The following is a 9499-nucleotide window of genomic DNA, read 5'->3' as shown; positions in this document are numbered from 1 at the left end:
ATGAAAATATTCGCTTTTAGGATAATTAAGATTTTTATATAAAATGTATCCCAAACTATCAGCAGAAATCTCTTTCTTGCGTGATTGTTCTGCTAAATCATATTTTTTTTGAATAACTTCATTTTGAGATTTAATCAATTTTAAAAAATCTTGTCGCTTGATTGACTTAATTTCACGTTTAAAATCTTTCTCAAATTCAGCATCTTGTTCTATTGCTAATCTTGTGTGATTTAATTGATTGTGAGCAATCTCATGACAGATTACTGCTGCAAATTGAAATTGATTATCTAACAAATTAAACAAACCAGATTCTATAAAATATACATTAAAACCAAGTGAAGAAGCATTTGGAATATTAGATTTTATGATATAAAATTTATTTTTATTTATTTGTAATTCAGCGTTTTTAGAAATGATTTGATTAAAAATATTTTGAGTAAATTTCTGATAATCATTATCTAATACGTAATTATTTTTAGTATAATTAAGAGAAATTCGATGTTCTAAAAATTCAAAATAATTTTCATATTCTTTTCTTTCTTCTTTTGAATTGAAATTACTAAGAGTTGATTTTATATTTTTAATATACTTAGAATCTAATTCCTTTGTTTGTGGATAAACAGATTGTATTAATAATAAGTAAGAGAAGAAAAGTATAAAGTATTTCATTCTATTTTTTGAAAAAGATTAGTATATAATTCTCACAAAAATATACAAATAATTCTTTAAACCTCGATTGTTTCAACTAATTTTGCAGAACAAATAAAACAAAAGATTCTTCTCAATTATGAAACAATTTACTTCGGTTTATGATGTAGAAAACATCGACGAATTACTAAAAACAGCCTTAGAAATTAAAGCAAATCCTTTTGCTCAACAAGAAGTTGGTAAAAATAAAACAGTTGGTTTAATTTTTTTTAATCCAAGTTTACGTACACGTCTAAGTTCTATTAAAGCGGCTTATAATCTTGGAGCAAATGCTTGGGTTTTGAATGCTGGAGCAGATTCTTGGACATTGGAAATGGCTGATGGTGCTGTGATGAACGGAGATTCGCAAGAACATATCAAAGAAGCAATTCAGGTAATGAGTGCGTATTGTGATGTTTTAGGCGTTCGTACTTTTCCGAAATTAGTAGATCGTGATGAAGATTATAACGAAATCATGTTCAATAAAGTAAAAGAATTATCTTCTGTTCCTGTTGTGTCTTTGGAAAGTGCAACATTACATCCATTACAATCTTTTGCTGATTTAATTACAATTGCAGAAAAAACGGGTTATACGCCTGGGACAAAACCTGAAAAGAAAGTGAAAGTTGTGATGACTTGGGCGCCGCATCCACGTCGTTTGCCACAAGCTGTTCCGAATTCTTTTGCGCAATGGTTTTCTAAAGTAGATTGGGTAGATTTTACAGTTGTACAACCAAAAGGTTTGGAGTTAGATCCAAAATTTACTGATGGAGCAACGATTGCTTATGATCAAGATAAAGCGTTGAAAGATGCTGATTTTGTTTATGCAAAAAACTGGTCTTCTTATGAAAATTATGGTGAACCGAATGAAGGTGATAAGGATTGGGAAGTGACAATGGATAAAATGAATTTGACAAATAACGGAAAATTTATGCATTGTTTACCAGTTCGTCGCAATGTAGTAGTATCTGATGAAGTTTTAGATTCTGATCGTTCTATCGTAATTGATGAAGCAACGAACCGAATTTTCTCAGCTCAAACCGTTTTCCACGAGATTTTGAAAAATAAGTAGTAAACTACAATATAAAAAAGGCTTAAAAATTAATTTTTAAGCCTTTTTTATGATATTATTTCCCACTAAAGTCCAACATGAATATCTTTCGTAGTGGCTTCTTTTTGAGAAGTTTTATATTTTGGATCATAGTTCCAAATAATTTTATCTGAAATGGTTTTTCCATTAAGATTAGTTTCTGCAATGATTATGTTTTCACCTTTTTGCAATTGAACATTTTCAGCAACGAAATGAATTTTATTATAGCCATTTTTTACATTTTCAATCTTTTTACCATTGACAGTTAACGTTGGCGTTCCTTGATTAGAGAAGATTGTAACAGTTGTAAATTCATTTCCTCTATTTACCATTCTACGTTGCGTTAAATAAACAACAGGTTCTTTGCTCCAATTTGCTTTATACCAATAAAAAGGATCTTTTTTAATTTTTCGATCAAATGAAACCAAACCTTTGAAATTTCTTGGATTAACATTCAATCGTGTAATAGGCGTTGCAAAATCGAAAGTATTCCAAACATAAGATCCCAAAAATATTGGATGTTTTTCTATTGTTGCCCAATGAACAATATGAAATTTAGTTGCAAATTCTTCTGGAAAAAATGCAGGATCACTCCATTGATTTCCATAGTTTCCAGCAACTTCAACTTGATCTTCAGGTTTTGCTTCTGCGCCATATTCAGAGAAAATGATTTTGTAATCTTTGAATTTTTTCGAAATTTCATTCGCCCAAGTTTCAACATCTTCTTTGTCTGTCAAATTTTCGACTTCGCCATTGTACCATCCAAAATAATGATTAATTCCTTGTATATCCGCATTATTATTAACTGGATGATCGACTACATTATAACCACTTACTTGTACTGTATAACGATCAGGATCTTCTGTTTTAGCTAAGTCATTTAGTTTTGTTGTCAATTCGATGGTGTAATTATTTGGCGAATAAACTTCATTGTGTAATCCCCAAGTGTAAATAGATGGATGATTGTAATTTTGACGAATCAACTCTTTTAATTGTTGCATTGCATTATTTTCTTCCAAGGTTGTAACCTGATTCACAAATGGAATTTCTGCCCAAACAATCAATCCTAGACTATCACATTTCGAGTAAAAATAATCAGATTGTTGATAATGAGCTAATCGAATAGAAGTTGCACCAATTTCTTTTATAATTGCTAAATCTTCATCGTGATCTTCATTTGATAAAGCCGAACCTTTTCCCCAGCGATCTTGATGTCTTGTCACGCCATAAAGCGGATATTTTTTGTCGTTTAAGAAGAAACCTTCGTTCGCTTTTAGTTCAAATTTACGAATACCCAAAGGTTGTGTTACTTCATCTAAAACTTGATTATTTTGTTTGATTTGTGTCACTACTTTATATAAATATGGATCTTCTAATCCATTCCATAAATGTGGATTATTAACCTTAATATCTTGAATAATTTCTTGTCTTCCTTGTGGTGATAGAGTGTAAGGAGTGCTGATAGATTTTACAGTTTTATTGTTATGATCGATGATCGAAGTGAAAATTTCGATGTTATTTGTTTGAGCTGATTTATTATCAACTTTGACTTTAAGATGAATATCAGCCGATTTTTTACTAACATTTTTCTGAGAAATAAAAATTCCAGCCGAAGCAAAATCATTTACAGCAATATTGATAGGGTCAGTAACAATCAACGAAACAGGACGATAAATTCCACCATAAACAGGAAATAAAACATGATTAACAGGAATAATTGCTGGATTTTCCTCGTTATTAGCTTTAACCAAAATTTCATTTTCTTGATCAAATTTTAACATTCCTGTCAATTCCAAAACAAAAGCAGAATATCCACCTTGATGGCGTCCAACAAAATTATAATTTCCGTTGTTTACATCACCTTGATAGCTTACTTTGTTCTTATTTTGAGTTGATTTTAAAGGAGAATTATTCATGTAAACTTCTGCATTTGCTCCAACACCTTCAAATTTGATAAAGATTCGTTTACCTTTCCAGTTTACTTTTGGCGTAAAAGATTTTCTGTAATACGAATCACCTACATAAAAACGCTCGTTTGTACTATAAAAACCAGGTGTAACTTGGTTCGTTTGCATATCAGTTGCATTCCATGTATGTGGAACTTGAACCAATTGCCAATCGCCTTTGAAGATAGAATTGTAATTAATTTCTGCAGTGGTAAATGGCCCTTTTTTAAAGCTCCAATTAGAGTTGAAGTTTACTATTTCTCGTGCATTTACTATTTGTAAACCGATAAAGAGTAAAATTAGAGATGTTAAATTTTTCATGTGAGTTTTGATAAGCAGTAAAAATAGTGATTTCAAAAATGTAGGCAAAAAAGAAAGCCACTCAATTTGAGTGGCTTTTCTACTTATTTTGAATAGATAAATTATTTATCTAAAACTTCCATATCAAAATATAAAGTTGCATTTGGTGGTACAACACCTCCAGCACCTCTTGATCCGTAACCTAATTCGGCAGGGATAATTAAGAAAACTTTAGAACCTCTGTTGAACATTGTTAATGCTTCCATCCAACCTTGGATTAATCCTGTAACACCAACTGTTGCGTCTAGTGGTTGATTGCGATCGTAAGATGAATCTAATTTTTCACCATCATTTAAACGTAAAGTATAATGTACTTGAATTGGATCTCCTTGTACAGGTTTTGCTCCGTTTCCTTCTTCTAAAATTACATATTTTAATCCAGAAGGAGTAGTTTGCGCTTTAGCCTCTAATTCTTTTTGACGAGCAATTTCAGCATCTTTTTCAGCTTTTGCTTTCGCTTCAGCTTCAGCTTGTTTTTTTGCATGATTTGCTTTTGCAGTTTCAAAAGCTTCTCCACCGTTATATTTGGCATATTTATCACCTTTACGAGCGATTTCTACTTTCTCAATCACAACTGGAACAACTGGTTTGTCATCTCTTGTTTTTTCTACATTAGCAATAGAATCTACAACTTCTAAACCTTCTACAACTTGTCCAAAAACAGTGTGTTTACCATCTAACCATGGAGTTGGAACCTCTGTAATGAAGAATTGAGACCCGTTTGTTGCTGGTCCTGAATTTGCCATAGATAAAACACCTTTTTTATCGTGTTTTAATGTTGCATCAAATTCATCTTCGAAATCGTAACCAGGTCCACCTGTACCTCTTCCGTCTGGATCACCACCTTGAATCATGAAATCTTTGATTACACGGTGAAAAATGATTCCATCATAAAAAGGAATTCCTTTTGCTTTTGCTTTATTTTCTTTTGTACCTTCTGCTAATCCTACAAAGTTAGCAACAGTCATTGGAGCTTCTTCTTCGTATAATTTGATTGTCATTGCACCATGATTTGTTGTCATTTTTGCATACAATCCGTCTTCTAAACTTTTAAATTCTTCTTTACTCATCGATTTTGGAATTTTAACGCCACAACTAACAAGAGTAGTGATGACAGTTAAGATTAATAATATTTTTCTCATTTTAACTTTACAGTCTTTGTGTTTATTAGTGTTTTTTTATTTTTAAAACTTTTACATCCATAATAATAGGCGAGTCTGGAGCAATTTTTTGTGTATCACCATAACCTCCATAAGCTAAAAACGAAGGTAATAATAATTTAGCAGTTTCACCTTCAGGAATTAATTGCAAACCAGCTTGTAAACCTCTCACAATATCAGCTTTTCCTAAAATTATTTTCTGAACTTTATTATCGTTAAACGAATATAAAATATTGTTTTCGAGATCAGTTACTTGATATTCAAATTCGATGTAGTCTCCATTATTTGCTGTAGAAGCTGTTCGTTGACCACTATTTGAAATCCAAAAGCCCGAACTCGTTTTAACAAATTTTAGGTCAGATGTTTTCATATAATCATCAAACCATTGTAATTCTTCTTGATGCAATAATTTTCCACGTTCTTGCGAACGTTTCATAAAATCGTCATTGGAATATGAAACGGGATATTGTATGACTTTTTGATCACAACTCATTAACGCAAAAACAGCGAAAGTGAATAAAATAACTTTTTTCATTAGATAACGATACTAGCTAATTTTTCTTGATATTCTGGTAAAAGGGATTGGAAATAAGCAATTGTTTCTTCCATATTCATATCCGAACGACCTCCTGAAGCATTCATATGACCGCCGCCATTGAAATGTTTGCGAGAGAATTCATTCACATCAAAATCACCTTTCGAACGTAACGAAATTTTAATGAAATTATGATGTGTGTCTTCAATAAAAATTACAGAAAAGATAAAATTTTCTACACTCAAACCATAATTTACAAAACCTTCTGTATCTCCTTTTTGAAAACCATTTGCTAGTAAATCTTCACGTTTTAAAAACATGAAAGCTGTTCGATATTCTGGTAAAAAAGTTAGATTATTTAGAGTTAATGATAATAACTTTAATCGTCCTTGTGTTTGTGAATCGTTTACATAAGAAGTAACTTTATCTACTTCTACACCTTTATCAATTAACTCTGCTACAATTCTATGCGTATCTGCCGATGTATTACGAAAACGGAATCCGCCTGTATCCGTCATTATTCCAGTATAAATACATTCAGCAATGCCTTTATCAATTTTATCTAAATCATTCATCGCTTCGATAAAATTATAAACCATTTGACAAGTCGCAGGCATTTCGATATCCGAATACATAAAATCAAATGTATCTGGTTCGCGGTGATGATCGATTAATATTTTTGGAGCTTTCGAACGTTCAACCCAGTTTCCTAAGTCGTCAATTCGTTTTACAGTATTAAAATCTAAGATAAAAATCAAATCAGCTTGATGTATAATTGCTTCGGCAACTTTTGGTCGGTAATCTGCAATTACAATCTCTTTTGCTGAAGGCATCCATTTTAGGAACTTAGGAAAATCGTTTGGTGAAACAATGTTACACGTGTGTCCTAATTTATTCAAATAATGAAACATCGCCAATGTAGAACCTATCGCATCTCCATCAGGATTTTTGTGCGGTAGAATTGCAATTTTCTTTGGTGTTGATTTTAAAAGAGTTTTTAACTCTTCGAAATTTGTCATTTGCATAGTTGCAAAGATAATCAAACAACTGAAAAAGTGAAAAGTCTTTATGGAATATAGTTTATAATTAAAAATAGTAATGTTATTATATCTATGTATTTTAATATTACTTTTGAATTCAACTAAAAAAATAAACTAAAAATGGAATTTATAATTAGCCTCATAGTTATTATTTTGATTATTGTTTTATTTATGAACTCTAAACAAAAGAAGTTATATAAAGAGAAAAGTTATATTGACGACACTATTGATTTTACAAATAATTCTTTAAACAAAATTAAAAAAGAAATTGAAAAGGGAGTAAGTAAATCATATATAACTGGGAAATCATGGGTTTTGTTAGATGAAGCTTCTGATGATAGTATTTTATTTACTTTTAGAAATAGTGGTGAGTTATTAATGACAATAAATGGAATAGTAGAACATAGATCTTATGAATTAATAGTTGATAATAATTCAATTCTAATTACAAAAAATGGAATTACCGAACAATATGATATATTAAATATTAAAGACGATTACATTTTTTTATATAAAATATCTACAAATGAATATTTGACTCTTGTAAATAGGACTAAGTTAAAAGATGGGTTAAAAAAAGATTTAGAAATAATTAATAATTTATCTAATAATGAATTTCAAAAATACACTTTACCTCAAGATTACTTACACGATCACTATTTTTTAAGTGTTTCTACTAATTGGGAGAACAACAATCCTCAAAAAAATGTTTTCGATTTTATAAATGAAAAAGAGGAAGAATATAAAGATGTTTATGATTATGATATTTGGAGAAAGCATAATCCAACAAAGTCAAGATATAATTTTGGAGAATTTTTGATCTACAAGGAAAAAGAATCAAAGCTTAAATTAAAAAGAGGTAATTATTAATAATTACCTCTTTTTTTTTTATAAATCTCTTTTCTTGATAATTAATAAGGATAAACCAAGAAATAAAATGATGTAGAAAATATTTACCGCAAAATGATCCCATTGTACATGATCGGCAACAAATAACTTACCTTCCATAATTGCTTTTTGTATATCTACAGAAGGATAATCAACTATTTTTCCGTTTGAGTTTAGTGGTAAATAATTAGTTAAGATTTTAATTTCTTCAGGATTTTTTGGAGGATTTTTACCAAATCGAACTAAAAATTCAACAACTTTAGCAACAGATTCTATAATATTCAAAACAATTAAAGATAAAATCGCAAAAGCACTTTTCTTTAATAGGAATGATAAAAACATGGCGAATACAATATAAGCGAAGATTTCGACGAAATATCCTCCTAAGAATTCGATTCCGTTTACAAAATCAAACTTTTCGCTAAAAATAGAACCTAATGCAAAAACTAAAACGCCAACTAAAAGTGTAGAAATCAAAGTTATCACAACGTTCATCAAAACTTTTGTGTTTAAAAATTCAGTTTTAGATAAACCATCAATTGTATTTTGCTTGAAAGTTCCGAAAGAGTATTCGTTTGTAATATTATTAATAACAATAATAGCTAAAAAGAATTTTCCAAAACCAATTAACCACGTGATATTATGCCAAATTACAGGAAACTCTAATGCACCTAATTTGATTAAATCAATTTCGATTCCATTCATATTTGGTTTGAAATTCGGCAACGTAATTCCCATTAACAGAATCATCACAAAATATAAAATGATGAAAATTCGTGTTCCTTTGTTGTAGAATAATTTATTCCATTCTATGCTAAATAATCTTTTCATGTTAGTTCTGTTTTTGGATTAATTGGAAAAATTGTTGCTCTAAAGATTCTTTACGTTTTACCAAATGATTCACGATAATTCCTTGTTCATAAAGCATTTTATTGATTTCTGCAGGATCTTTTTCTTCTGATAAAACAGCAAAAAGTTTGTTATTTTCTTTAGTAACTTTCGAAACGAATGAGAACGTTTTTAATGTATATTCCAAACTTTCCATATTTTGCGCAGCAACTTCGATGCTTCCAAAACTTGAATTCATTTGATCTACAGAACCCGCATAAAGCATTTTTCCTTGATTAAGAACCACCACATGCGAACATACTTTTTCGACTTCGTCTAATAAATGACTGGCCAAAATAATTGTTGTCCCTTGTTGCGCAATTTTAATAATCAATTCACGAATCTGAATAATTCCTTGTGGATCTAAACCATTTGTAGGTTCGTCTAAAATCAACACTTCAGGATCATTTAACAACGCAGCCGCAATAGCCAAACGTTGCTTCATTCCCAACGAATATTGTTGAAATTTATCTTTTTTACGAGAAAGTAATCCAACTAATTCAAGTTTTTCGTCAATTTTCGCATAATTAACTTCTTTAATATCAGCAACAATTTCAAGATTTTTTTCTGCTGATAAATAAGGATAGAATTTTGGGCTTTCGATAATTGCACCAATTTTTTTTAATGAATCGTTATCTGGTTCTTGATCAAACCATTTCCACGAACCCGCTGTAGGATTGATTACATTAAGAATCATTCCTAATGTTGTCGATTTTCCACTTCCGTTTGGACCAAGTAATCCATAAACGTTTCCTTTTTCTACCGAAAAAGAGACATTGTTGACCGCTGTAAAACTGCCAAATTTTTTAGTAAGTTGATTAATTTCAAGAACTTTATTCATAGTAGTTGAATTTGTTTTCTTTATATGTAGAGTTTTTTGTTAATTTGTTACAATTTAGAATTAA

Annotated in this window: 9 protein-coding genes; 2 read left to right on the top strand and 7 right to left on the bottom strand. The window is 30.2% G+C overall.

Annotation, left to right across the window (positions count from 1 at the left end; genetic code table 11):
- On the bottom strand, positions 1 to 669 hold a 669-nt coding region (locus N5E64_RS05495; RefSeq protein ID WP_280036192.1), incomplete at its 3' end, for a M48 family metalloprotease.
- A gap of 118 nt (positions 670 to 787) precedes the next feature.
- Here N5E64_RS05495 and N5E64_RS05490 point away from each other — a divergent pair.
- Positions 788 to 1759 (top strand): N-acetylornithine carbamoyltransferase, encoded by a 972-nt coding sequence (locus tag N5E64_RS05490; RefSeq protein WP_280036191.1) that lies wholly within the window; start codon positions 788 to 790, stop codon positions 1757 to 1759.
- 65 nt (positions 1760 to 1824) lie between these two features.
- Here the strand turns inward: N5E64_RS05490 and N5E64_RS05485 are convergent, their stop codons facing one another.
- The 4 genes from N5E64_RS05485 to N5E64_RS05470 all read right to left on the bottom strand — a co-directional run bounded on the left by N5E64_RS05485 (position 1825) and on the right by N5E64_RS05470 (position 6803).
- Positions 1825 to 4044: a glycoside hydrolase family 2 protein gene (locus N5E64_RS05485; RefSeq protein ID WP_280036190.1), complete on the bottom strand. Its 2220-nt coding sequence runs from the start codon at positions 4042 to 4044 to the stop codon at positions 1825 to 1827.
- Positions 4045 to 4145: 101 nt separating this feature from the next.
- Positions 4146 to 5225: a peptidylprolyl isomerase gene (locus N5E64_RS05480; protein WP_038331198.1), complete on the bottom strand. Its 1080-nt coding sequence runs from the start codon at positions 5223 to 5225 to the stop codon at positions 4146 to 4148.
- 25 nt (positions 5226 to 5250) lie between these two features.
- Positions 5251 to 5778: an FKBP-type peptidyl-prolyl cis-trans isomerase gene (locus N5E64_RS05475; protein ID WP_115000909.1), complete on the bottom strand. Its 528-nt coding sequence runs from the start codon at positions 5776 to 5778 to the stop codon at positions 5251 to 5253.
- Positions 5778 to 6803, bottom strand: a complete 1026-nt coding sequence (locus tag N5E64_RS05470) for a bifunctional oligoribonuclease/PAP phosphatase NrnA (protein WP_280036187.1) — start codon at positions 6801 to 6803, stop codon at positions 5778 to 5780. The genes N5E64_RS05475 and N5E64_RS05470 overlap by 1 nt, the downstream gene beginning before the upstream one ends.
- Before the next feature lie 135 nt (positions 6804 to 6938).
- Between N5E64_RS05470 and N5E64_RS05465 the strand changes: the two genes are divergently transcribed.
- Entirely contained in the window at positions 6939 to 7688 is a 750-nt protein-coding gene (locus N5E64_RS05465; protein WP_152606073.1) for a hypothetical protein, read from the top strand.
- Between the two features lie 18 nt (positions 7689 to 7706).
- On the opposite strand, the gene N5E64_RS05460 is transcribed toward N5E64_RS05465, so the two are convergent.
- A complete protein-coding gene (locus tag N5E64_RS05460; protein WP_280036185.1) occupies positions 7707 to 8537 on the bottom strand; it encodes an ABC transporter permease in 831 nt (276 codons plus the stop codon).
- A gap of 1 nt (position 8538) precedes the next feature.
- Complete coding sequence (locus tag N5E64_RS05455; protein ID WP_115000904.1) at positions 8539 to 9435, bottom strand: ABC transporter ATP-binding protein; 897 nt, start codon at positions 9433 to 9435, stop codon at positions 8539 to 8541.
- Positions 9436 to 9499 lie beyond the last annotated feature (64 nt).

It is taken from the genome of Empedobacter sp. GD03739, from assembly GCF_029843245.1.
GTDB lineage: Bacteria > Bacteroidota > Bacteroidia > Flavobacteriales > Weeksellaceae > Empedobacter > Empedobacter falsenii_B.
Note: the sequence above shows the minus strand (reverse complement) of the source record. Positions and strands in the feature narration are given on the sequence as shown.